The organism is Chryseobacterium sp. JJR-5R, from assembly GCF_034047335.1.
GTDB lineage: Bacteria > Bacteroidota > Bacteroidia > Flavobacteriales > Weeksellaceae > Chryseobacterium.
Window position 1 is genome coordinate 3,140,878 of sequence record NZ_CP139137.1, and the last position, 24,384, is coordinate 3,165,261.

Genomic DNA, 24,384 nt, shown 5'->3' on the forward strand with positions numbered 1-24,384 from the left:
TCAGCAATGAACGATTCTAAATTTTTACTTCATACTCCCGAATTAAAGCGGAAAAACCAGCTGTTGCACTTGGTTGAAAACCAGACCGTATTCAATATGAGCAATTGCGAATTCAGCATTTATGAAACCCATCAGGCATCTTTTAACGTAAAACTGCATTTTGATACCATTGCTTTTACGGCCATGCTCCGCGGGAAAAAGCATATGAAGCTGGAGAATAAGACCGGCTATTTTGATTATCTTCCTGGAGAAAGTATGCTGGTAGCACCGGGGGAAACCATGGTGATTGACTTTCCTGAAGCTGACGAAACACCTTCACAGTGCATTTCCCTGAAACTGAATCCTGAATTTATTGAAGACTCACTGAATCATCTAAACTATTACAGCCCGAAAACAGACGAGATGTCCCGGTGGCATATTGAGGTGGATGAATATTTCCTTTTCAATAATCCGTCGCTGGCTTCTGCCACTAATAATATCATGCGGATTGCCATGGACGACAATTCTCAAAAAGATATTATGGCAGATTTTGCACTGAAGGAACTGCTGATCCGCCTGATGCAGACCCAGGCCAGGAGCATGGTGGAAAAAAACCGGGCTAAGCACAAATCAAGGATCAGTTTTGTGGTGGATTACATCAGGAAAAACCTTCATCAGAAGCTTTCGGTGGACAGCATTGCAAAGCTGGCGTATGTGAGCAAATCCAATTTCTTTAAAATGTTTAAGGATGAACTGGGCACTTCCCCCAATGAATTTATCCTGCAGGAAAGGATAACCAGGGCCAAAGAGCTGCTCGCAAGCCGCAACAGCATCAAGGAAACTGCTTACCAGACCGGATTTTCGGATACGAATTATTTTACGAGGGTATTTAAGCAGCTGGTAGGAACTACCCCGAAGAGTTATCAGGATCATATCCTATTTCTGAATAATAACTGATTATGATTCCGCCTGAAGATATGATCGAATATGTATTCGGTGTCAAAATCAGCAGGAAAGCAGCCTGGATTATTAATTTATCTGTATTAGTCTTTATTATATTAATGGTATTACTCATAAAAAACAAGCACTCCGGGTGAAGCGCTTACTTTTTCTATTGGGTTACTATTGATAATGATAATATCTTGCTCCTTTCAGAACCGGATTCTGCCATTCAATGTATTTTAATCCGAAACCTTTATAACCTTCGTTAACGGATTTTTTCAGCTGCTTCCGGTGCAGTTTTTCGTAGGTATCAAAATCAATGGCTGTACTGTTCTTTAAATTTTCAAACAGGTTCCATTTCCCGGCTACTTTTTTCCAGTTTTCAGAGACTTTCCCGGCAAAGACTTTTGATTTGGAGCCGCTTCCGTACCCCAGGAACCCGATTTCCTGTCCGGCCAGTTCTTCATTTTCATCAAAAGAAACCTGCAGGGCAGAAAGCAGGGCCATAAAAATGGAAGCCGTATACATATTGCCGATTTCTGACGAAGCCCTTTGAGAAGGCTCAATAGTATCACTGATGAATTGAATATACTCAGGTGATTTTGCCACCGCTTTCTGTTCTTCCGGGTTTGAGTACGGAAGTCCGTTTTCCAGGCTGTAAATTTCAGTGAAGACCCTTTTGCCGTGAAAAGCATACGGAAGGTGGAAAATCAGGTATTTCCAGCTTTCATAAGGCTTTGCTTTTCCGGTAACCTGTTTATAATGGTCGTAGGCTTCCCGGATCCTGTCCTGGTAGCACTGATTGGAGTACTGACCGTCAAAAACCGGCTCATCAGTAAAAATTTCTATTGTATCCGGAAAATTTTCCGGGGCATTAATAAGATCCTCTTTATTGAAACTCCGTCTCGGTTTGAAAAAATCAAAAACACTTTCCGTGGCAACGCCCCAGTTGTTTTCAATTTCAAGCAAATCCGGTTGTGCAGAAACCAGAACAGCTACCGCACCTCCACCCTGTGTGTACTCACCGGAAGAATCCAGTTCGTATTTGGCATAATCGCTGGCAATGACTACCGCTTTTTTATCCGGGTTGGCTCTTACGAAATCCAGTGAGTTGTGAAGCGCATCTACTGCTCCGATGCAGGCAAACGTCAAATCCACCACATCACAGTTTTTAAAACACCTTTCCCCGAATTCCTGTTCCAGTACTTTTTCAGACATCTGCATGGCATAAGAAGCCGTTGGCTTTGCCGCATCCAGTGCACTTTCCGTTCCCAGATAAATCCTGGACAGGTCTTTTGGGTTGAGACGGTAATCTTTTATTAATTTAAGCAAAGCTTCCGCTGCAAAAGTAGCTGCATCTTCGTGCACATCAGGGAGTGCCATTTTGTGCAGGCCCAATCCTTTTTCCAGCTTTGCAGGTTCAATGCCTCTTCTCTCCGCCAGGTCTTTAGTTTCCAAATATAGTGAAGGTACATAAAAGCTGGCTGCTTCAATTCCGAAAGTCATAGTGTCAAATTTTATACGAATTTAAAAAATGTAAACGTTTAACCTGTTATGATATTGAACAGATTTTTAAGAAAGTCTAGTAAATTATAACATTAAAACAAAAAAGCACCTCTTTTCAGAAGTGCTTTTCAATTTGATAAGCTGTTTTAATTATTTAAAATCTTCAATCGCCTTATTCATGACATCAATCTGTTTATTGATGCTTGCCGCATTCTGGGGATTCTGTCTCAGAAGCTCTACTTTTTTATTCAAACCGTCTTTAAGCATCTGGGAAATCATCATTTTTACCTGAGGATTGTCACCCATCTGGCCTTTTGCCTGCATTATTATTTTTGTAATGCTTTCTGTTGCTTTCAGGTTATCAGAACTCATAATCCAGTTATAGCCTTCTTCCGCAGATTTTCCCAATTCCGGATTCTGGAATTTAATAAAAGGATAAAATGCTACCAGCTGGGCAATATTGGACATCTGGGAAGTCACTTTATTTTTCACGACAATCGGCAGCATCTGGCTCATCAGAGTTTCGGATGCTCCATCAAGGTCTATCTTTTCTGCCAGCGCACTTGCTCTTGACGGATCAACAGCTATTACGGCACTTACGGAACTCCCTTTTACGGCATTTGAAACGGCATTGACTCCTTTGTCGAAAACAGGAAGGTACTTTCTGTCTTTTGTCTTTGCCAATGCTGAAATTGCTGCAGCCTGAACCAATGTTTTAGGGTCATTTGAAGCCAGTTTTTCAACATCGGAACCCAACGCCTTAAGCTGTTCCGGATTTGAAAGGTCCATTAACTGCAAAGCCTTGATCCTTGTTCTGAAATAAGGGTCTTTTAATGCTGTTGCCAGTAATTTCGTTGCTGCCGGATTTTTTCCTATCTGGTCTTTAATCCCGTTCAGAGCATTGTACCTGCTTTTAAATTCTTTGGAACCGGTAAACTGCATCAGATACTGTTCCGGTGTTTTGGTATCGGTAATTTCTGCCAGCAGAATACCGTCTGCATTGATGTTTACCAGATCTGCATTTTTAGAAACATCAAAACTGAAGGTATTTTTTGCTGCGGCATTTACCCAGACATTGTACCGCTTAGGTTTTCCGTTGTCATAAACATCGATTGCAAGAGGGAATTCAAACGGCTGTTCCTGAGTCTGGTTCAGGGTTACGGTAATCTGTTTTTTAACCGGCTCGAAGGTATACGAGTAATTAATTTTCGGATTCCCGCTTCCGAAATACCACTGATTGAAGAACCAGTTCAGGTCTTTTCCTGATACTTTTTCAAATGACAACCTCAGCTGGTGGGCTTCTGCATTCTGGTATTCATAGGTTTTCAGGTAATCCTGCATTCCTGCAAAGAAGGCATCGTCACCCAGATAATTTCTCAGCATATGAAGGATTCCTCCGCCTTTCTGATAGGTAACCAGATCAAATACATCTTCTCGGGAATCATAATCGAATCTTACCAGGTCTTTCTTAAAGTCAGAAGGGTTGTGAATGTAATTATTCACATCTTTCATCTGGTGGTAATCTGCCTGGTCTTTCCCGTACTTGTATTCGTTCCACAGGTATTCGGAATAGTTGGCAAAAGATTCGTTAACGGTAAGGTTGCTCCAGCTTTCCGCCGTTACCAGATCCCCGAACCAATGGTGGAACAATTCGTGGGCAATGGTATCTTCCCAGGTATTTTCGTCTATTAACTGTCCCGGTTTCTGTAAAATGTCGCTTCCGTGTAAGGTTGCGGTTGTATTTTCCATGGCCCCGCTTACGTAATCCCTTCCTGAAATCTGAGCGTATTTTGCCCACGGATAATCATAGCCGAGCCTTTTGGAGAAAAACTCCATCATTTCCGGGGTATTTCCGTAAATCTGTTTAGCATAGGGCTCGTATTCTTTTTCAATATAATAATCAACCGGAATATTTCTCCATTTGTCTTTCACCACTGCATATTCGCCCACGCCCATAAAGAAAAGATAGGTAGAATGCCTTTTATCCATTACCCAATGATCCGTCCTCTGCCCGTTTGCTTCTTTCTGAGACTGTTTTAAGATTCCGTTGGAAAGCGTTACATATTTATCAGGAACCGTCATGTAGATTTCCTGGGTGGTTTTCTGGTTGGATTTATCTATGGTCGGAAACCATGCAGAAGAAGATTCCGTTTCACCCTGTGTCCAGATCTGGGTAGGCTTATCTGCATCTTTTCCCTGTGCATTGATGAAATATAAACCTTTGGCATCATTGATAGCAGCACTTCCCTGCTGTTTCACTTCATTCGGGCGGGCCGTATACTTGATATATACCGTATAATCCTGATTTTTCTGATAGGTCTTGTCTAAAGTAATTTTTAAGACATCATCTTTATAATCATATTTTAAAGATGATTTTTTACCATTATTATCCAGAGCCACTTCCTGGATCAGCATTCCTTTAGCATCAAGGATCAGTTCGCTGTTCGGATAAAAGTAAGGTGCAGCGGTAAGCCATTCTTCCCCGTTCATCTGCTCTTTCTGATAATCGAAATTTACTTTCAGCTTGGTATGCTTCAGTTCTGTTACTTTGGTGTGGGTAGCCCTGTAGACTTTTTCCCTTCCTGAAGTTTCGGTTTGCGCTGCTGTAGTTCCGGAAAACAAAATCCCTCCGAGGACAGCAATCGCTAAAACGGCTTTTTTCATTTATGTATTACTTGTTTTAGAATTGTTTTTAGTTAAAATGTCGAAAATATCATTTACCACCGTCTCATAATCTCCTTTTTTAAACTGCTCTTTGGTTTTATGAAATGCTTTTTTCAGTTCGCTTTCCGGATTTTCTTCATCGATAATGTCTACAGACTCTACTCCTTTCATCTGAAGGATGGCATTTTTCAATGCGTCAAGATCGGCGGCCTGTTCAGTATTGATTTTTAAATATTTCATTGTTTATTCTTTTATGAACGTTGTTTTTATTCCTCCCTGAATGATGTCAAACTGTTTTTTCTCCGGATGAAAATTGATTACAATTCCTGCCATGTCAAATTTAAAACTGGTTTCAGAAGTGGCATCTAACGGAAAAGCACTCTGACCGGTGGCCTGAGCCATCAGCTTTTTATCCTGGATGAAGATATTGATTTTCAAAGGAACGCCCGGACTCAAATAATTCCCAACCAATTTCTGCAACTGAGCCTCCGGGATTTCAATCGTTTTGAAGCTTGGCATCTCAAAATCTTTTCCCGTTGCCGTTAACATCATTTTATCAAAAATTTCATCGGTATCCATATCAGATTGATTAACGATATAGCTTACCACTACTTTCTGATCAGGAAAATAGAACAGTGCAGACCTGAAACCGTCAATTCCTCCGTTGTGCCCGAACCCTGAAGTTTTACCGTAAGGGAACTTGACCAGTCCGTAACCGTAATCATCAATAAAATCTTTCATTTTATTAAGATTTTCCTTTTTAACGAGTTTTCCCTGTTCCAGTCCGAGCATGAATCTGATAAGTTCGGTGGGCGTCGAAATAATATTTCCTGCACCGATCGGAATACTCATATCCGTTTCTGAGGAAAGCTGATACTTTCCGTTGAAATACTGATATGACTGTGCATGGTTTTTTGAAGTATCAATTTTTCCTCCGACTTCTGTCAATGTCAGTTTCAGGGGTTTTGCAATTTTATCCCTAATTAATTCCGCATAAGGCTTTTTATATGCTTTTTCCAGGATAAAACCGAGCAGAATATAGTTGGAGTTGCTATAGCTATGCTTTGATCCCGGCTCAAAATCGCTTTTATATTTTTTAATGATATTGACTAAATCAGTTTCCGTCTGAGGCCTGGTATAATATTGACCGTATTCCGCCTCATCCGTTAAATTATGGATCCCGCTTCTGTGCTGTAATAATTGTCCGATACTTATTTTATCTGCATTGGGTATTTCAGGATAGAAATCAGAAAGTTTTTTGTCTAAAGAAAGCTTTTTATCTTCCACGGCTTTCATGATCAGCACTGCCGTAAAGGTCTTACTGATCGATCCGATACGGTATTGGGTATTCATATTGGCTTTCCGCTGCTTTTCCACATCGGAAAAACCGACTACTTTCAGAAAATTGGTCTGATTTTTATCGGTAAGGGCAAAACTTCCCATGACTTTATGATGCACAAACAGGGAATCAAGATAGTTTCCCAGTTTTTCCTTTACGTTATTCTGGGAAAAAGCAATCCCTGAAATGCTGATTGCCGAAAGAAAAAGTAACTTTTTTAACATGCATTGAGATTTAATCAATAGGTTGGAAAAATTCGGTGAATGTTACAAAAAAAGTGAAGTTTTATGCTTCACCTTTTTTAAATTCTATTTATAAACAGTCTCTTAATATTCTCCGGATTGCCTTTGAAAGGAAGAAATAATAAAATTTCTATATCACTTGTTTTAACATCGAAAATACACTTTAACCTGTTTTTTTCCCAACATGCAAACCGTAATTCGCTATCTGAATCTATAGTAGGATACGAGACTATTCCGTCTTGAAATGATTCAATTAATTTATCTAAATCCCTTTTAAATAATTTAATTTCCTTTTTAGTCCAGTGCTCACTTAAAAATTCAGTGATTTCCCTAAGACTTTTAATCGTAATGTCAGAAAATATTATTTTCATCATTTCTTAAAAATGGAATCCATTAATTCTTTGGAATATTCCTGATATTCTCCATTTTTAATTTGACTGCGACTTCTTTTAATTATTTTTTTAAACTCATCAGAATTTTAAGTTTCCTCCCATGAATCAACTTTATCATTTTCAGAAACTTCAATACTGTTAACCCCCTTTTATCTGGGATAAAAGTTTTTTGATGAAAGGAACATCTGCGTATTCGTCTAAACTGATTTTAATTTCCAGACTTTCTGAATCTGAATTAAAGTTAATGAAATTACTCCTAAAAATTAAATCGCAACAGGCGCTTTGATCCCCGGATGCGGATCGTAGTTTTCCAGCGTAAAATCCTCAAAATCAAAGCTGAAGATATCTTTAATCTCAGGATTCAGTCTCATGGTCGGAAGCGGCTTGGTTTCTCTTGACAGCTGCCTGTTTACCTGCTCAAAATGATTGTTGTAAATGTGCACGTCCCCGAAACTGTGGACATAATCCCCCACTTCCAGACCGCACACCTGCGCCACCATCATTAACAGCAGTGCGTAGCTGGCAATATTGAATGGCACTCCCAGGAAAACATCCGCGCTTCTCTGGTACAGCTGAAGGGATAATTTTCCGTCTGCTACATAAAACTGAAACAACGCATGGCAGGGAGCCAGGGCCATATTGGGAATTTCAGCAACATTCCAGGCAGAAACGATCAGCCTTCTGGAATCCGGATTTTTCTTGATCTGATCAATTACTTCCGTAATCTGGTCGACCACTTTTCCGTCTGCCCCGTTCCAGCTTCTCCACTGGGCACCATAAACAGGGCCCAAGTCTCCGTTTTCGTCTGCCCATTCATCCCAGATCGAAACACCGTTGTCTTTTAAATATTTAATATTGGTATCGCCTTTTAAAAACCAGAGCAGTTCGTAGATAATGGATTTCAAATGCACTTTTTTAGTGGTCACCAACGGAAAACCTTCAGACAGGTCATACCTCAGCTGATACCCGAAAACACTTCTGGTTCCGGTTCCGGTTCTGTCTGTTTTGTCTGTTCCGTGGTCTGTGATATGCTGTAAAAGGTCTAAATAATTCTGCATTCTGAAAAGCTGTTTTATGGTTCAAATTTAAAGAATCTAAATCAAAAGACCGAATAAAAACCATTCATTCTGCCAATATACTGTACTGCTGTATTCTACCTGATCAACTTACTCTCAATGTAAAAAGCAAATCATTATCAATTAAATTATTCAGGCTGATTAAGCCTCATCGGCTTTTCTGATACCGGTTTACCAGATCTCTTCAATGGTCTGGCTGACTGTATTAATAAAGAAATTCTGTCCTTTACCCAATCCTGCCATGGCTTTTACTAATGGAGATTCTGCGGACACGGTCATTATCTTCCGGTTGTCCAGTATGATTTCTCCAACCGAAGCGGCAATATAAAAAAGTCCTTTATCGGTTTTTACCAAAGCGCCGTTCTGTACTTTTGATGAGGGTTCGGATGATATTTTCTGGATTAACAATTGTTGGTTCAGCGTTTCATTCAGCTGTCTCTGGAGGTTATTGATCTCCTGCTGAAGCATCTCCCGGCCGGTTTCATATTTGTCGCCCATTGAGCTTTTGGTGTCATTGCTTGAGGCTCTGGTTTCTGCGATCAGATTTTCAAAGTTCTGAATTTTCCCGGTGATTTTATTTCTGACGATTTCTGCTATTTTCGATTTATCCATGCGGTTCTGTTCATTTGGCAAACATCCAAATGTATCAAATAAATCTGATGTTAGAAATATTTTGAAGATCATATGCAAAAAAAAGACAGGCCGCCATTGATTCTGGCAGCCTGTTGTCTGTTTATTTAAAACTCAGTTTTTATTTTTCAAAAACAGCGAAATCCGAAACCTTGAAATTAAAATTTTTCCCTTCATCAAAACTCTTTTTCTTTTTTTCGAAAATATTGGTAAAGGTTCCGGATACCTTCTCATCTTCAATACTGAAGGTTACAGGTTCTTTTGACATGTTTAAGACGACCAGCACTTCATCTTTCCCGTTTTTCCTCAGGTAAGCCAAAATCCTGTCATTGGCCGTTGTGTTCAGGAAATATGTCGTTACCTGTGGGTCCCCTCCTCTTAAGGCCGGATTTGAAGATTTCAGGTTGAATAACGTTTTATAGAAATCTGCAGAAGCATACGTCCCGGTCCAAGCAATGGGGTCTTTTTCAAAGAATTCCAGCCTTTTCATATTGGGAAGCTCCTGGCCGGAATACAGCAGAGGAATCCCGTTCCAGGTAGCGGAAAGTACGGCCATCGGTTTGGTAATATCCCCGTATTTTTCGTATTCCGTCCCGTTCCAGGAATTTTCGTCGTGGTTGGTGGTAAACCATGCCCTCATAGAGCCGTCGCCGATTTTTGAATATTGCGTCAGAAGATCTTTAAGCTCCTGAAGCGGTTGGTTTTTCTTGTAATAATCTTCGGATTTATGCATCCACTTCCAGGAATAGCTGGCATCGAAAACCTTTCCATAATCCGGGTTTTCGAGTTCATCATATTCACCGATCCAGAACAGCGGCTTTATTTTTTCAACTTCTGGGCGGGCCTGCTGCCAGAAATCCACTTCTACCCATGAGGCCAGGTCACACCTGAAGCCGTCGATACCGGTTTCCCTGATCCAGAATTTCATGGCATCGATCATGGCGAGGCGCATTTCCTTATTTTTATAATCCAGTTCAATAATATCATCCATTCCTGAAGCAACGTGGAATTTCCCGTCCGGATCCTTTAGATAAAATTCAGGATGCGTTTGGGTCCAGACATGGTCCCAGCCGGTATGGTTGGCCACCCAGTCGATAATTACCTTGAATCCTAACCGGTGCGCTTCATTCACCATGCGCTTAAAATCTTCCATGGTCCCGAATTCCGGATTAACGGACGTATAATCCGCAGCGGCATACTGGCTTCCGAGGCTGCCTTTTTTGTTCTGCTGTGCTATGGGCGTAACCGGCATGAACCAAAGGGTTTTTACGCCCATGGCTTTCAGCCTGGGCATTTCTTTCGCAAAGGCATTGAAAGTTCCTTCTTTGGTATACTGTCTTACATTGACTTCGTAAATATTGGTTGTATGTTTCCAGTCTTTCGGCAAATCTGTCATATCCTTTTTTATATTTTGAGTGGTGCATGAAGCCATTCCCAGGCTTACAGCGGCTATTAAAATTAACTTTTTCATTCAGTCCCTTTTAACAAAAATAACAATTGTAGCTGAAAAAAGCCATCATAAGGCGTGAATTTTATATAAAGGGAAATATTATAGCAGAAGGCATCATTACTTAAGATCAAAGTAATATTTACTTGATTGCCACCAGAAAAAAACCCGGATGAAAAATCCGGGTTCTATTATTTTTATATTTGTTTATCTTTCGTCTTCGTTGTCTTCTTCATCAAAAACATCATCGTTATAGTCATCTTCTTCCTCATCATCAAAGTTATCGTCATCTTCGTCTTCAAAGTTTCCGCTTGCCACCAGATCATCGTCAAATCCGAAGTCATCATCCAGCAACGGCATAGCCGATTTCTTTTTGGATCCTGCTGCAGCACTTTTGATCGGGGCTTTCATTGGAACATTACCGAATCTGTATACGGTAATCGGATAATTAACGCCTTTGGTTTCATCAATAATTTCCACCAGTTCACAGAAGAATTCCCAAAGGTCCAGAAGACCGTACTGGAACTGCGCTTTATTCCCTGTACTTTCAAAAGCCTCGTCAATGTACACATCCGACATAATTTCGCCGTCGCCGTCGTCACTCATATCTTCCAGCGGGACACTTTTTATGATTGTCCCGTCTTCTTCCAGCAGATTAAATGTAGAAAGCTCTTCTCCCTGCAGGCTGAACGCGCTTTTAATACCTAAATGTAAGTTCCATAGCGTCTGTTTCCCTTTAACTTCGATATCCCGGAAAATATCTTCTTTTGCATCTAATATTACGCGGATTTTATAAACCATCAGTTTTTAAATTACTTTTTTGCCTTTATTATTATGATAAATCTCTATTGCAAATATAAAATAAATGAGATGGGACAAAAAAATATTTATTGATTTTTTAAAACATTTTTTTTCCTTACATTTTACCGGAGTTATTTGCTTTTTTCAAGCATAAAGCTGAATTTTGTTCCTTCGAGATACACACTTTCTGCCGTTATGTTTTCATTATGGGCTTCAAGAATATGCTTTACGATGGCAAGGCCGAGGCCTGAACCGCCTTCCCGCCTGCTGCGGCTGGTCTCTACACGGTAAAACCTTTCAAAAATCCTGGGCAGGCTTTCTGATTTGATCCCCATTCCGTTGTCTATCACCTCTATCAATACCTTATTTTTAAGGATGCTTGTTTTAACCACCACTTTTGCTTCCTGCCGGTTGACATAATGTATAGCATTGGATATCAGATTGATAAAAACCTGAGAAATTTTCTGCTTGTCAGCTTCCACTAAAATCTGCGGATGCAGGGTCTGGATCTGTAAGGTAGCATTGTGCTTTTCCGCTTCCAGGTCCAGAAGGTCGAAAATTTCTTTAATCAGCAGATTAACATCAAATTTTGAAACGGTCAGGTTGATTTCTCCTGCTTCCAGGCGGTTGATCATATCAAGGTCGGTAACAATCGCGATCAGCCGTTCTACGGATTTATCAATCCGCTCAAGATATTTATCCCGGATCACCAGATTATCAACACCACCGTCCCGCAGGGTTTCCACATATCCCTGAATGGAAAACAAAGGGGTTTTAAGCTCATGGGAAACATTGCCGATGTATTCTTTACGGTAGCTTTCCATTTCCTTCATCATATCAAGCTCGGTAACTTTCTGCTGGTTGAGGTCTGAAAACCGCTCACCCAGTTCTTTGATGGTAATATTTTCATTGTCATGGGTAACAATTTCCTGCGGCAGGATCCTTGAAAGCCCGCGCACCTGTTTTTTACCGTAATAGGTAAAGAGGAGCTCAAGTACGATATAATTGATGATAAAAATAAATACGAGACAGATGAACAGCCCGATTTTGAAGAAAGGGGTACTGTAATAAATATCCTTCAGTGAATCAAAAATGATTACTAACAGGAACATCACCAGTGTCAGGAGACAGGAGGCGACCAGGGTAAGTCTGTAAAATTTCAATTTTACATTGTTTTAAGGTTGATATGTAAAGGTAAGAATTGAAACTGAGTATTTATTAAACAATAAGTTTATACCCAATTCCTTTTAATGTCTGAATCGTATTGATCCCCAGTTTTTCCCTTAATCTTCTGATGTGCACATCAATGGTCCTTTCGCCAACAATAACATCATTGCCCCAGACTTTTTCCAGGATTTCTTCTCGTTTGAAGACTTTTTCGGTGTTTGATGCCAGTAAATAAAGAAGATCAAACTCTTTTTTCGGAAGGAGGAACTGCTGCCCGCTTTTGGAAACCCTGAAATTGTCTTTGTCTATAATAAGGTCACCGATTTCAATAAGTTTGGCATTGTCTGAGACCTGTGAGGTCAGCTGAAGCAAAGCATTCACTTTGGAAATCAGGATTTTCGGTTTGATCAGTTTAACGATATAGTCGTTGGCACCTGCCTGAAATCCCGCCAATTGCGAAAACTCTTCGCTTCTTGCCGAAAGAAATACAATTAATGTTTTCTGAAGCTCTTTGATCCTGCGAAGTTCCTGACAGGTTTCGATTCCATCTTTTTCCGGCATCATTACATCCAACAGGATCAGATCAGGAACAATTTCTTTTGCCTTGTCAATACCTTCGTTACCGTTGGTGGCTGTATAGATATCATAGCCTTCCTTTTCCAGATTGTAAGACAGGATTTCTAAAATATCCAGTTCATCGTCAATCAGGAGGATTTTCTTTTGGTTCATTTTTGATTTTTACGAGTCAAAGTTAATCATATTTTAATCATAGTGTAACAAAACGGACATCGTTCACATAAAGTTAACAATAATAATCTTTTCTTAATATTCAGTTAAGAAAAAATTAAATTTCGCTAAACCATTTACCCCGTTAATCTTTCATTCCTTTGCAGCGAAAGAATATAGTAAGAAGAAAAGAAATGAATTTTAGAAAACTGAGTATCGCTGTTTTGTTTTTAACAACATCCGGAACTGTACTTTACGCTCAAGAAACCCAAAGCGACACCATCAAGAAAGAAAAGAGAATTGAAGGTGTCGTGATTCAGGGAAGCAGTAACAGGAAAACGGAAACTGCAGTTCTGGTAGAACAAAAGAAAGCCATCATTCAAAAACAGGCTGTAAGTGCTGAGGAAATTTCCAGAAAAGGGATTTCCAATGTTGAGCAGGGTCTTACGAAAGTAACCGGCATTACCACTGTGGAAGGAAGAGGGCTTTTTGTACGGGGTCTGGAAGAAAGATACAACTATCTTTTAATCAACGGCCTCGGATCTCCCTCCAACAACCCGTTCCAGAAAATCATTGCTTTAAAGCAATTCCCGACAGACGTTGTGGGCAAGCTTAATATCTATAAAACATTCAACTCTAATCTTTACGGCGATTTTGCCGGTGCGACTTTCGATATCGAAACGCTGACTATTGACAAGGCTTTTTCCAAGATTGAATTTGGCGTAGGTGTAAATACATTGAGTAATTTCAGAAAAGGATTTAAAGTTTCCGAAAATGCCGATGGATTTAAAGGCTATTCAGGATTGAATTCTGATGACAAGCAATTACCATCTTCCATTGAAAATTCAAGACCAAGCAACTACAGATTTTCCGCAAACGAATCTTTATCACAGTTTAAAGATACCTGGAATGTAGATGAAGTAAGGTCTTTGCCCAATACAAGCATTGGATTCACTACTGTTCAGAAAATTAAGGCTGGTGAAACCGGCACCTTAGGTATCTTATTTTCATTAAATCAGAGTTCAGAATATTCTTATAAGGAAGGAGCTAAAAATCAGTTCAAAGATTTTGGAGGTGTTATTAATCTTAATAATGATCTTCAGAGAAAACAATATAATTACGAACTTGAATCTTCTGCTTTATTAGGTTTCGGGTATAAAAATAAGGGAACAGCCATTAATTTAAATGCTATGTTCCTGCAAAACGCAAATAATATCATTGAAGATTACTACGGGTACAAGAACAACCAGGTACAAAACAGGGATATTGGATTCTTCCGTACTAACCAGCAGGATTTGTCGAGATTCCTTAATATTCAGTTGACAGGTTCCCAGAAATTAGGAGAAAGACAGCAATTAAAAGCAGGGGGAAGTTATGTAATCAATAACTACAGCCAGCCGGACAGAAAAATTTTAGAAGGCAGCAGACAAGACCTGAATGGAAATATTTTACCTGATAATCAATTGCTGTTAGCTTATGGAGGTAATAATATTATCCGTCAGTATCTTGATGTAAATTCAAGATTTTACGGATCAGCATATGGTGAATATTCTGTTTTCTTGGGAGAGAAAGGTGATAAAAAAGAATACCCTATGCAATTATCAGTAGGTTACAATGGATTTGCCGATCTTAGGAAAACATCTTACCGTTTCCTTTTTGGAAAACCTAATGGCACCGCAGGACAAAGTTTCTTAATTGACAAGAATTCTCCTCAGGAAAAATTTAACCAGGATTTAGCCAATAACTTATTCTTCTTTCAGGAAGAAACAGATCCGTCCCTTTTCTTCACCAGCATGTATCAGTTCGTAAATGCAGGATACATCAACTTCAACTATAAACCTTCTGAAAGTTGGGATATTTTACTTGGAGGCAGATATGAAAATGATATGACCTTAATCCGTTTTTCTGAGCAGGGTGCAGCCCAGAAAACAAATTTAGATAAAGAAAGAAATTTATTTTTACCGTCAATTTCCATTAAGAATGCGCTTAATAACAAGAATAACTTAAGGTTCTCTTTTAGCAAGACTGTTACACGTCCTGTCCTAATTGAAACGATGGAAATCACTTATATCAATCCGGATAACGAAAGTATTAAAGGTAACCCGAATATTCAGATCAGTGATAACTACAATTTGGATTTGAAATGGGAGTACTTTCCTACCAGTAAGGAAATGTTTGCTGTGAATTTATTCGCCAAAAGAATTAATAATGCTATAGAAAGGTCATTTGTTTCTTCAGGAGATGCTAACGGTGTAACAGTTACTTACTATAATGCCAAAAAAGCAGATTTAGCGGGCGTTGAATTAGAGGGTATCATCAGTTTAGGACGCCTTTCTGAATCACTTGATAAATTTTCTCTTGGAGCCAATGCTACCTTCATGTATACAGATGTTGAAAGAAGTGAAGAACAGCTGCAACTGGAAAAACCTAATCCTGAATATTATAAAGGGGATTTACACAAGAGAGGTCTTCAGGGAGCATCTCCATACACCATCAATGCCGATTTGAAATATGAAATGAAAACAAGAAATAATCTCAGCAGAACTTTTTCCTTGGTGTATAATGTTTCTGGATCAAAAATATATGCTGTAGGTACCTCAGGGTCTGATAATTATTATGAAAAGCCTTTTAGTCAGTTAGATTTTATTTATCAGGAACAAATTACCAAAAACTGGAATGTAAAGGCAGGTGTTCAGAATATCCTAAACAACAGATACAAGATCTTACTGGGAGACAATAGCTATTATGATGTTCAGACAAACGGAAATGATATATACACAGACTACTTCAGAGGAATAAATTTCAATCTAACAGTAGGATACACATTCTAATTAATTCTTATAAAAATAAATAAATATCCATAAAATGAAAAGAAGATTTTTACCATTAGTATCGTTAACTTTTGCGTTAACACTAGCCTTAAACTCATGTACTATTGAAGTTAATGACGGTTTAGGAGAAGGTACAGTAACTACGCCAGGTACTACGGAAAGCGTGTTAAGCGGAAGCGGAACATTATCAGGAACTATTTCAAAAGACCTTTTGATTAAAAAAGGAAATTATATATTAAAAGGTATTGTAAAAATTACAGGCAATGCTACGCTTACTATTGAAGCTGGTGCCAATTTTACTGTTGATACTTCTACCAACAGCAGTTTAGTAATTTTGCAGGATGGGAAAATCAATGCAGTAGGTACAGCTTCAGAACCTATTGTATTTACTACAACTACTAAAACGCCTGGAGACTGGGGTGGAATAACACTTTACGGATCAGCTCCGATTAAAGCGATCAACGGTACTTCAACAGCTCTTTCTGAAGATGGCAACAATGTATATTATGGTGGCAATGATGCAAACTCCAACTCCGGGACAATGAAATTTGTACGTGTAGAATATGCAGGTAAAAAAATCGGTGACGGTACTTCTGAAACCAATTCTATGACGTTTTATGCTGTAGGAGCAGGTACTACTCTAGAGAATTTAGTTTCTTATAAAGGTACAGATGACGGATATGAATTCTTCGGTGGTACTGTAAGTGCTAAAAATATTATTTCTTACGGAAATTATGATGATTCTTTTGACTGGCAGGATGCATGGAGCGGACAAAACAATACCAACTGGTATGCATTCCAGACTGGCGTGGGTAACTTCGGGATGGAAATTGAATCCTCAAGTAATATTGATAATGTAGCTCCGAAAATTTCAAATATTACATTAATCAGAAATGCTAATACCAACCCTGAAACAGCAAACTCTCCTGAGATTTCAGCAATTCAGTTCAAAAAACAGGGAACCGGTATTTTCTCAAATGTTTATATCAGCGGTTATAAAAACATCGGAACTCAAAAAGCATATGCTGTGCTTATCCAGGATGCAGCTACTGAAACCAGCCAGGTAAATACCAACAAAGTAAAAGTTGAGCCTCTTACCTATCTGAATTCTGATAATGCAGGAGTCTGGGGATATGCTTATACCCCGAACGGTGCAAAGACTTTCACAAATACGGCTACAGTGACCAAAGTAACTTTAACGCCGGGAGCATGGGCTACCGTAGACGGGGTTAACCTTTTGGCAGGATTACAATAGTCAGTAATTAGTTTCTTCATATTAAATTCAAAACAGCACCGGAAATTATTTTCCGGTGCTGTTTGATTATAGAGAAAACATACCTTTTGGATTGGGGAATATAAAGAAAAGGTGTAATTTGGCTTTTTAAAATACATATGCCCGGAGCATTCCGCAAAAAATAAAATTAACCTTATTATGAAGAAAAACTACATCCCATTAATAATATCACTAATGATGATCAGTACATCAATTATTATACATTCCTGCAATGAAGAAGAGAACACCGCAACTATTGCTGTTGTAGGCATCGCACAGGATCCGGGAAACTTTAAGGGCGATGTAACCAGCGGACAGATCGTAACACTGGATGCGACAAAAGTATACGTACTTAACGGAGCGGTCAGCGTAAAAGACGGCGGTAAGCTTATTATTCCCGCAGGTACAAGAATTGTTGCTACAGCAGGCTCATCTTCTTATATTCTGGTAGAACAGGGCGGACAAATATATGCCAACGGGACCACTTTATCTCCCGTATCATTTTCATCTTCTGCAGCTACGCCGGGAAGCTGGGGCGGCCTTGTAATCTGCGGAAAAGCTCCGGTGAATACAGGAAGTACCAATTCTTCTGAAATCGGCAATTCAGCATATGGAGGAACTTTAACGGCTGATAATTCAGGATCTTTGGCCTATGTAAGAATTGAAAATGCAGGCGCTGATTTTGCTACCGGTAAAAAATTCAACGGATTTTCTTTATTTGGGGTGGGAAGTGATACAAAAATAGAAAATATTGCCGTGTTAAACGGTGCGGAAGACGGGATTGAGCTTTACGGGGGAACTGTAAATCTTTCCAATATCATTTCTATAGGAAATGAAGATGATGCATTCAGCTGGAAAGACGGCTGGACCGGAACCGCTTCCAATATGTACACAAAAAGAAAACCGGACGGGAAGGGAAATACGGGAATCAAAGGGATCAATAATGTCACCAATGCTGATGCTTCACCAAGATCCAATCCCACGATTAAAAATGTAACGCTGTTGGGTAGCACTACAGGAGAATCCAACGCCATAAGACTGTATTCAGGAACCTATACCACCCTGGATAATATCATCATTTCCAACTGGAAAACAGGTATTAGTATAGAAAGTGATCCAACAGTAACCCGCTTCAACGGTAAAAAGAAGATTACCAATTCTTTCTTTGACACGAATGTGACGACAGAAGTTTCTTTAAAATCCACGGCAGGAACTAATGTAGCCATTATTGATACTACATTTACTGTGAAAAATGATGCCATAGGTGCCGGAAACGGTATGGCAAGTCCGGCGTGGGCGGTGGGATGGTCTGGTTTACAGTAAGAAGAATCCGCTTATGAAATAAGGCCGTTTACAACTCGTGAAGACGGCCTTTTTTATGAAATTTTTCTGTATATATACATGAGAAGGGTTTTCGTAGAAACGATTTTCATCCCACATTATTTAGTTATGACACATATCCGTTTATGATCATATAATGTCTATCAACATAGCAGAATTCCATGATATTGCACATTAGAATTTATTATTTCAGTCACTAGTCTAACCATTTCAAATGAGAAACTCGCTGTTCTGCATATTTTTCAGCTTCGTCTAAAGATAAAAAAGGTATTGAAATACTTCCTGAGACTATATTTCCATATTCATTATAGCTATAATCACCAAAATGAATAAAATATACCAATCCTGAATCATTCAGATAGGGGTCCCCTTCACTGTATCCTTCTTCAAAAAGTTCATCCCAATCCTGCTCAACTATAATTACTTTTTCTAAAGATCCATTTGAATAATCCCATGTTCCTTTTTTAACAATTTTTTGCATAAGTAATTTATTTTAGGTAACTATACGTTAATTTACACAAACATAAAAAACAAAAGACCAACTACGACAGTTGGTCTTATTTATTAATTAAAATAATTTAAAATTTCATGTTATGAAAAAAGACATTACAAGTAAAGAAGCATTTGATAAAGACATCGAAGAAATTGTAAATCTCTTGAAAGGAAGACCTTACAATGATGTTAAACTTTTACTCGAAATTGCATTACAAAGATTCGGTGGAGTTGCCACTTGTAAGTAAGTTGTAAAACTCATCTATACCCATTGGAATATATAGTACATGTTCATCAGTTAAAGTTACAATAAGATAATCTATACCTTCTTTCGAGTGTTCATGAACTGATGAAACTGATGATGTATTAACAATGTGCTTCTTTCCTGATAATCCCTTTAGGAGAATGAATTTTGGTTCCATAATTTTATGATTTTAGTTGGTCCAATATACATATAAATCCTTGATATTTTGTATATTTGTAGAAATATTTATCGAAAAAAGGAAGCGTTAGCTTTTATTCTGTTAATCTGAAATCTGGAAAATTTCTTTAATACAATGCAGAATAAACAGTCAACACTTGCACCATATGGTGTGGGGTTGTCTTGTTTATATTGTATTGGCAATCCAGAGCCACAGATTAATAAACAAGAGTTACAAACCCACACTTTCTTGTTTTATAATCAAAAATTTCTACATTGGGTTTGGGTAGGTTTACAAAATCTATCTTATGAAAAAGGCTTTTTTATCAGTAACTTTTATGTGTATTTCTTTGTACGGATACTCTCAGTACAGGCAGCCAATACAGTATCGTTCTCCGCAACAATTGGATATTTCTAATTTGGGAAACGCAATGACGACAAAACAAAACAGGTATAATAATAATGTTGCGAGAATTCAAAACACCGTAAACAAAATTTCAGACTATTTAAGAAACTTGGAAATATCTGACGAAAGAAAGTCTATACTTTTCAGTTCGTTTGAGGAGAAGTGTTTAAAACAAATGCCCAATATTAGTTATAGTTCAGATTTACAAACTGATCAGCTAGTTAACTTTCTATACGATTGTGTAAATGCTCAATTGAAAAACAACTAGATATGAAAAGCTTATTTGTAATTCTCCTACTTACCGTATCTGCAATCTGTTTCGGGCAAAAATCCCAGATGAAAACAGAGTATGCGAAATACAGACAGAACAAAGGCGGATATTGGACTGAGTGGAGCGGATTAAAGAAAACATCCGTTACAGTAACCATAAATGCAGATGAACAAAGAATCATAGTACATTCAAGTCCGCAGGAAACATATAAAATTCTTGATTTCAAGCCAACACAATATATTGATGATAGTTTAGTACAAGATTACTATTGTGTTGATTCAAGCGGAAAAAAATGTACAGTAACATTTGTAATTAGTAAAAATGAAAATGCTATAATCAATCTCAGATATAATAATTGGGAATATATTTATAGCGGGTCTTTGCTGTAAAAGCATTAATCAAAAAATCAATGCTTTTTGTTATCAGAAATAACCTTAATAACTTTGTAGTAGTATGATAAGCATAAATATAAAATCGGTTTTTGAACTTACTCAGATATTTGCAACAGAACAGGATTGCATTGAATATTATGAGGATTTGAGATGGAATGGTATTGTTGTAAGTCCTTTTGACCCTACATCAACTATTTACAAATGCAAAAACAATCAATATAGATGTAAGAATACAGGAAAGTATTTCAATGTGAAGACAGGAACAATGTTTGAGAACTCGAAAGTCAGCCTTCGCAAATGGTTCTTAGCTATCTGGCTTATTACTTCACACAAAAAAGGAATAAGTTCTATACAGCTGGGAAAAGATATTGGAGTAAGGCAAGCAACCGCATGGTTTATGCTTCAAAGAATTCGTGCCTGTTTCGGTATTGAAAATAGTAATGAACTTGATGGCATTGTCGAATGCGATGAAACGTTTATCGGCGGTAAAAACAAAAACCGCCACAAAGATAAAAAGGTTCCACACTCACAAGGACGTTCGTTCAAAGACAAAGTTCCTGTAATGGGAATGCTTCAACGCGGGGAAAGTCAAATTGTAGAAAGACCTCATAAAGTTATACCAAACAAAACAGTCAAAGAGAAAATTGTATATAAGACAAGTAAAATGAATGCTTACGTAGTAGAAAACACAAAAAGAAAAAGCATTCAGCCTTTGATATATAAGTATGTAGAAAAAGATACAAAATTAATGACTGATGAATGGTGGGCTTATAAAGGTTTGAATAAAGATTACGATCATAAGAACATAGATCATTCTAAAAAAGAGTATGTAAGTTTGCAGGATAATTCTATACATACAAACAATATCGAAGGAAGTTGGAATATACTGAAAAGAAGCGTTTCAGGAATGTATAATCATGTTTCAAAAAAGCACCTTCAAAAATATGTTGATGAATTTGTATATAGATTTAATCTGAGGAAGGTCACAGACCAAGAAAAATTCAGATATTTGTTAGTAAATTCAAATGTCAGAACAACGTATCAAGAATTAACAGCAGAACCAAATGTTAGATAAAGAAATAATTGACAGAAAAATACGATATATCGCAATCAATGATATATTATATTTTGATGTTAGAGACATAAAAGAAAAAACAACTGATATTTTGGTCAAAGGAACCAGAGTGAAAAATATCGATGGGATTCCATATATTTTATCAAAAGATCTTCGGATGAAAACCGAGTTTGATTATATGATGGAGAAAACGTTAAAATTTGATTCGGATAAAGAACTTTAATCCACAACAATTTTAAAAATATACATATGGGTGAACAACATTACGCAAATCAAATAGCATTATTAAATGTCCTGAAAGATTTTGCAAACGGTGATAAAGAAAAACTTAAAGAGCTTTATATTGAATTTGTAATGTTTCTTTATAGTAACGAACGGCATTATCCATAACGTCTAAAACTTTTGGTTTGTTTAGTTTTGAATCAAACAGTAGAGGATTTAAGAGTTGTGATAATCGTGTTTCAAAAATATTATCAGTGAATATTTCTCTTAAAGCTTGTATGAAGCACATTAATTGATTAACCAATTCCTCCTTATCATTGGTATTTTCAAATCTATTTTTACAGTTTTCTAAAAATTGTATTTGTTCACTTGTAAAACTCATTGTAGATATTTTGATAAATATAATAAAAGTTTATATTTGTACGATAATAAAAACAAATAATTATGGCAAAAACAAATTTTCAAGTGGGAGATATTGTAACTCTTAAATCTGGGAGTCCTAGAATGACTATTAGTCAAATAATGACAAGAGAACAATACTTTGGGGGAGGCTCAGGGGAATTAGAATTTAATAAAATCAAAGTAAATTGGTTTGTAGGTACTGAAGTAAAATCTGGTGAATTTATAGAACCTCAATTAGAAAAATATGACAATTCAAATGAACCAGGTTTTTCTAAAAATAATTAATAAAAATTTAAGAGAGCTATTATTGCTCTCTTATTTTTTTTAACCAGCTAGTGTAAACTAGCGTATAATTACCTTATTTTATTTGTTTTAAGTGACTGCCTATAATTCTCTGTAATTTTGTATGAGGACCTTTAAAGACTCCACCACCAATTTTACGGCAGCCTTTATTATTTTTCCATCAGTAAATACACTTCTTCTAGTATTCTTTGAATTTCCCTCCATTGCTCTTACATTAACATTACCATGTTTAGTCGGCACCTGATATATGGTGCTATTTTCAGCAGTTTCTGTTGCTGATTTCTTGTTAAAACCCGCATTTTCAAAACCATCAATCATTTTGCTTTAACTTGTAGAAACGGTTTCACCAACTTCATCTACAACGAAAACCCCTGTACCTTTTACTTCTTTTATTACAATTTTTTTCGCTAATTCTTTCGCAGCATCCTTCGCAGCCAGTTCTAATCCTCCTTTTACCAGTTCTGTACCGATGGCTTTTACACCACCTTTTATAATAGAATCGGTACCAAAAGTGACAACATCCAATGCCAGACCGCCGATACCAATGCCAAACTGTACACAATTCCCATCCCTTACGCCTTCATAAATATCCAATCCGCTTCCAACAACTGGTATAAAACCGACAGCAATTCTTCCTGCATCCCCCAAACTAAACCCATTTGAGTTATCATTTTTGGCAGCATTCTGATTATTCTTATTACCCTGTATAACAATTTCTTGAATAGCTCCCCCATAACCGGTAACAACAGGTTGCTCATTAACCAAATTCAAGAGTTGCACCATCATGACTTGCTACATAATCCTGCGCTTGCTGTATACTCTGAAATTCCAGCCCTTCTAACTCTACACCATCAGTAACCCTGTTTTCCGAGAAATTATAATGCGACTGATAAGCATAGACTTCGCTTAAAGGATCAATATTAAAGAACCTTGCCAAATCAGGCATATAATTCCTCCATTTAAAGCTGTAGAATCCTGTTTCCTGGAGTTCCTATTCCTGGTACTTATAATTTTTATAAGTCGCTGCCCCAAATATCGCATTCCCGGTCTTCAGGTGGTTCATTCCGAAAGGATAATAATCATTCTGATCGACAATTTCCATGAGCCCGGTGCCGGGATTCCTTCCGTAACTCAATCTTATATTTCCTATCTGATCCTGATAATGGTAAATATATTGATTTTTCTTATAATCATAGAATCCTTCTGCGGTTGGGAAAAACTGAAGGTCAGGATTTTGTAAAGCAAGAGGTTCTAAAACAACCGGATCTGAAGGAGAATATCTGCTGAAAGCCTGTCTCTCCAGAGCGTGTGATGTCTCCGAATTGGCCATTAAAGATTCAGAGCCCCCACCTCCCGGATTTCCGGGAAAGACAGGATTACCAATCAATTCTGTTTTAAAGTACTGGAAACCATCCAGGTAATCCGTCATGCTTTTTATTGTTGTAAATCCCGCAAACCCCGTAATAACGGTTATATTTAAATAATGAGAAGCAATTTTAAATGATTATTTTCACTTCATTTTGTAAGGCTTATGATAATTTCATCAAAAAATATTTAAGAGATAGATAGATCAAGTATAGGATGGTATCTGTATTAGCAGATTAGGCTCAGCTATAAGAATATATGGTGCTTTGGTATTTGTATTTTGCTTTTTCGCTGAAACCAGTTTGTGTGCTTGATGTTATGTATTAGAGTATAGTTAGCACTTAATGAGTATTCAACAGGGAACAGGGTATATAAACGCAAAAACTCCTTCATCGGATGATGAAGGAGTTTTATAAAATAAAAAAAGACTGGCGGCGACCTACTCTCCCGCTTTCGCAGTACCATCGGCGCTGGTGGGCTTAACTTCTGTGTTCGGAATGGGAACAGGTGAGCCCCACCGCTAAAACCACCCTAAAGGTTGTATATAGCTGTAGGCAGTAGGCTATAAGCTTTAGGCTTACAGCGTAAAGCATACTGCTTTTTATCGGTAAATATCATCACAAAGGCAAAACCATTTTGGCACTTATAAGGCTTGGCTTATCGCATGAAGCTATAAGCT

General features: G+C 37.8%; 26 protein-coding genes and 1 rRNA gene. 9 read left to right on the plus strand and 18 right to left on the minus strand.

From position 1 onward, the window contains the following. Positions 1 to 6: 6 nt before the first annotated feature. Positions 7 to 936, plus strand: coding sequence for an AraC family transcriptional regulator (locus SD427_RS13755; RefSeq protein WP_320558378.1), 930 nt, complete (start codon positions 7 to 9; stop codon positions 934 to 936). A 165-nt stretch (positions 937 to 1,101) separates the two neighbouring features. Here the strand turns inward: SD427_RS13755 and SD427_RS13760 are convergent, their stop codons facing one another. The 11 genes from SD427_RS13760 to SD427_RS13810 all read right to left on the minus strand — a co-directional run bounded on the left by SD427_RS13760 (position 1,102) and on the right by SD427_RS13810 (position 12,914). Beyond that, a complete protein-coding gene (locus SD427_RS13760) occupies positions 1,102 to 2,427 on the minus strand; it encodes a hydroxymethylglutaryl-CoA synthase family protein (protein WP_320558379.1) in 1,326 nt (441 codons plus the stop codon). A gap of 150 nt (positions 2,428 to 2,577) precedes the next feature. Next, the gene (locus SD427_RS13765; protein ID WP_320558380.1) at positions 2,578 to 5,091 is read right to left on the minus strand and encodes a M1 family metallopeptidase; all 2,514 of its coding nucleotides are present in this window, start codon (positions 5,089 to 5,091) and stop codon (positions 2,578 to 2,580) included. Beyond that, entirely contained in the window at positions 5,092 to 5,331 is a 240-nt protein-coding gene (locus SD427_RS13770) for a hypothetical protein (protein WP_320558381.1), read from the minus strand. Positions 5,332 to 5,334: 3 nt separating this feature from the next. Next, the gene (locus SD427_RS13775) at positions 5,335 to 6,654 is read right to left on the minus strand and encodes a serine hydrolase domain-containing protein (RefSeq protein ID WP_320558382.1); all 1,320 of its coding nucleotides are present in this window, start codon (positions 6,652 to 6,654) and stop codon (positions 5,335 to 5,337) included. Positions 6,655 to 6,731: 77 nt separating this feature from the next. Next, entirely contained in the window at positions 6,732 to 7,046 is a 315-nt protein-coding gene (locus SD427_RS13780; RefSeq protein WP_320558383.1) for a hypothetical protein, read from the minus strand. A 281-nt stretch (positions 7,047 to 7,327) separates the two neighbouring features. Then, positions 7,328 to 8,122, minus strand: coding sequence for a thymidylate synthase (locus tag SD427_RS13785; protein WP_320558384.1), 795 nt, complete (start codon positions 8,120 to 8,122; stop codon positions 7,328 to 7,330). 189 nt (positions 8,123 to 8,311) lie between these two features. Continuing rightward, the gene (locus SD427_RS13790; RefSeq protein ID WP_320558385.1) at positions 8,312 to 8,752 is read right to left on the minus strand and encodes a hypothetical protein; all 441 of its coding nucleotides are present in this window, start codon (positions 8,750 to 8,752) and stop codon (positions 8,312 to 8,314) included. Between the two features lie 139 nt (positions 8,753 to 8,891). Then, positions 8,892 to 10,241, minus strand: coding sequence for an alpha-amylase family glycosyl hydrolase (locus SD427_RS13795; protein ID WP_320558386.1), 1,350 nt, complete (start codon positions 10,239 to 10,241; stop codon positions 8,892 to 8,894). A 183-nt stretch (positions 10,242 to 10,424) separates the two neighbouring features. Further along, a complete protein-coding gene (locus tag SD427_RS13800; protein ID WP_320558387.1) occupies positions 10,425 to 11,018 on the minus strand; it encodes an IS1096 element passenger TnpR family protein in 594 nt (197 codons plus the stop codon). 131 nt (positions 11,019 to 11,149) lie between these two features. Next, positions 11,150 to 12,181: a sensor histidine kinase gene (locus SD427_RS13805; RefSeq protein ID WP_320558388.1), complete on the minus strand. Its 1,032-nt coding sequence runs from the start codon at positions 12,179 to 12,181 to the stop codon at positions 11,150 to 11,152. Between the two features lie 55 nt (positions 12,182 to 12,236). Beyond that, the gene (locus SD427_RS13810) at positions 12,237 to 12,914 is read right to left on the minus strand and encodes a response regulator (RefSeq protein ID WP_056219113.1); all 678 of its coding nucleotides are present in this window, start codon (positions 12,912 to 12,914) and stop codon (positions 12,237 to 12,239) included. Positions 12,915 to 13,105: 191 nt separating this feature from the next. Between SD427_RS13810 and SD427_RS13815 the strand changes: the two genes are divergently transcribed. The 3 genes from SD427_RS13815 to SD427_RS13825 all read left to right on the plus strand — a co-directional run bounded on the left by SD427_RS13815 (position 13,106) and on the right by SD427_RS13825 (position 18,338). Then, entirely contained in the window at positions 13,106 to 15,742 is a 2,637-nt protein-coding gene (locus tag SD427_RS13815) for a TonB-dependent receptor plug domain-containing protein (RefSeq protein ID WP_320558389.1), read from the plus strand. Between the two features lie 34 nt (positions 15,743 to 15,776). Then, positions 15,777 to 16,997, plus strand: a complete 1,221-nt coding sequence (locus SD427_RS13820) for a hypothetical protein (RefSeq protein WP_320558390.1) — start codon at positions 15,777 to 15,779, stop codon at positions 16,995 to 16,997. 177 nt (positions 16,998 to 17,174) lie between these two features. After that, positions 17,175 to 18,338 carry a hypothetical protein gene (locus SD427_RS13825; RefSeq protein WP_320558391.1) on the plus strand — a complete coding sequence of 388 codons (1,164 nt, stop codon included), beginning with the start codon at positions 17,175 to 17,177 and terminating at the stop codon, positions 18,336 to 18,338. Positions 18,339 to 18,552: 214 nt separating this feature from the next. Here the strand turns inward: SD427_RS13825 and SD427_RS13830 are convergent, their stop codons facing one another. Further along, a complete protein-coding gene (locus tag SD427_RS13830) occupies positions 18,553 to 18,837 on the minus strand; it encodes a hypothetical protein (protein WP_320558392.1) in 285 nt (94 codons plus the stop codon). A 112-nt stretch (positions 18,838 to 18,949) separates the two neighbouring features. On the opposite strand from SD427_RS13830, the gene SD427_RS13835 reads away from it, so the two are divergent. The 4 genes from SD427_RS13835 (at position 18,950) to SD427_RS13850 (ending at position 21,636) form a co-directional block, all read left to right on the plus strand. After that, on the plus strand, positions 18,950 to 19,096 hold the full coding sequence (locus SD427_RS13835; protein WP_320558393.1) for a hypothetical protein: 147 nt from the start codon (positions 18,950 to 18,952) through the stop codon (positions 19,094 to 19,096). An 849-nt stretch (positions 19,097 to 19,945) separates the two neighbouring features. Beyond that, complete coding sequence (locus SD427_RS13840) at positions 19,946 to 20,335, plus strand: hypothetical protein (RefSeq protein WP_320558394.1); 390 nt, start codon at positions 19,946 to 19,948, stop codon at positions 20,333 to 20,335. Positions 20,336 to 20,399: 64 nt separating this feature from the next. Then, positions 20,400 to 21,413, plus strand: a complete 1,014-nt coding sequence (locus SD427_RS13845) for an IS1595 family transposase (protein ID WP_320558395.1) — start codon at positions 20,400 to 20,402, stop codon at positions 21,411 to 21,413. Continuing rightward, entirely contained in the window at positions 21,403 to 21,636 is a 234-nt protein-coding gene (locus tag SD427_RS13850; RefSeq protein ID WP_320558396.1) for a hypothetical protein, read from the plus strand. Before SD427_RS13845 ends, SD427_RS13850 begins: the two co-directional genes overlap by 11 nt. 105 nt (positions 21,637 to 21,741) lie before the next feature. Here the strand turns inward: SD427_RS13850 and SD427_RS13855 are convergent, their stop codons facing one another. Further along, a complete protein-coding gene (locus SD427_RS13855) occupies positions 21,742 to 22,017 on the minus strand; it encodes a hypothetical protein (protein WP_320558397.1) in 276 nt (91 codons plus the stop codon). Positions 22,018 to 22,079: 62 nt separating this feature from the next. Between SD427_RS13855 and SD427_RS13860 the strand changes: the two genes are divergently transcribed. Further along, on the plus strand, positions 22,080 to 22,322 hold the full coding sequence (locus SD427_RS13860; protein WP_320558398.1) for a DUF2158 domain-containing protein: 243 nt from the start codon (positions 22,080 to 22,082) through the stop codon (positions 22,320 to 22,322). A gap of 99 nt (positions 22,323 to 22,421) precedes the next feature. Here SD427_RS13860 and SD427_RS13865 read toward each other — a convergent pair whose 3' ends face one another. The 5 genes from SD427_RS13865 to rrf all read right to left on the minus strand — a co-directional run bounded on the left by SD427_RS13865 (position 22,422) and on the right by rrf (position 24,239). Continuing rightward, complete coding sequence (locus SD427_RS13865) at positions 22,422 to 22,658, minus strand: hypothetical protein (protein WP_320558399.1); 237 nt, start codon at positions 22,656 to 22,658, stop codon at positions 22,422 to 22,424. A 6-nt stretch (positions 22,659 to 22,664) separates the two neighbouring features. After that, entirely contained in the window at positions 22,665 to 23,126 is a 462-nt protein-coding gene (locus SD427_RS13870; protein ID WP_320558400.1) for a hypothetical protein, read from the minus strand. Next, positions 23,098 to 23,286, minus strand: coding sequence for a hypothetical protein (locus SD427_RS13875; RefSeq protein WP_320558401.1), 189 nt, complete (start codon positions 23,284 to 23,286; stop codon positions 23,098 to 23,100). The genes SD427_RS13870 and SD427_RS13875 overlap by 29 nt, the downstream gene beginning before the upstream one ends. 45 nt (positions 23,287 to 23,331) lie before the next feature. Beyond that, positions 23,332 to 23,769, minus strand: a complete 438-nt coding sequence (locus tag SD427_RS13880) for a hypothetical protein (protein WP_320558402.1) — start codon at positions 23,767 to 23,769, stop codon at positions 23,332 to 23,334. A 362-nt stretch (positions 23,770 to 24,131) separates the two neighbouring features. After that, positions 24,132 to 24,239 (minus strand): 5S ribosomal RNA (rrf, locus tag SD427_RS13885). Positions 24,240 to 24,384: the final 145 nt, after the last annotated feature.